Annotated in this window: 1 protein-coding gene; it reads right to left on the bottom strand. The window is 77.7% G+C overall.

The window, feature by feature from the left end; translation table 11 throughout:
* The coding region (locus SACPADRAFT_RS29335) for an aldehyde dehydrogenase family protein (protein WP_040924749.1) at window positions 1-247 on the bottom strand (247 nt) is incomplete at both ends.

A 247-nucleotide genomic window follows, 5' to 3' on the forward strand; every position in this document is an offset into this window, starting at 1 on the left:
AGGTCGAGCAGCGTGGGCTCGACCAGCCTGCCCCGCCGTCCGCCCCCGGTCAGCAGGTCCGCCCCCGCCGCGACGGCCGAGTCCACCCAGTCCACCGCCGCGCGTGCGGCGTCGTCGTCCGGCATCGGTGCCACCGCCACAGCCGTGTCGTAGGCGTCGCCCGCAGGGAGTGTGCTCACGGCCCGGGTGAGCGCGGACAGCAGGTCGTCGGCGACCGCCCGCTGGGCGGTGACCTCGTGCGCGGCCG

Origin of the sequence: Saccharomonospora iraqiensis subsp. paurometabolica YIM 90007, from assembly GCF_000231035.2 — a bacterium.
Classification (GTDB): Bacteria; Actinomycetota; Actinomycetes; order Mycobacteriales; family Pseudonocardiaceae; genus Saccharomonospora; species Saccharomonospora paurometabolica.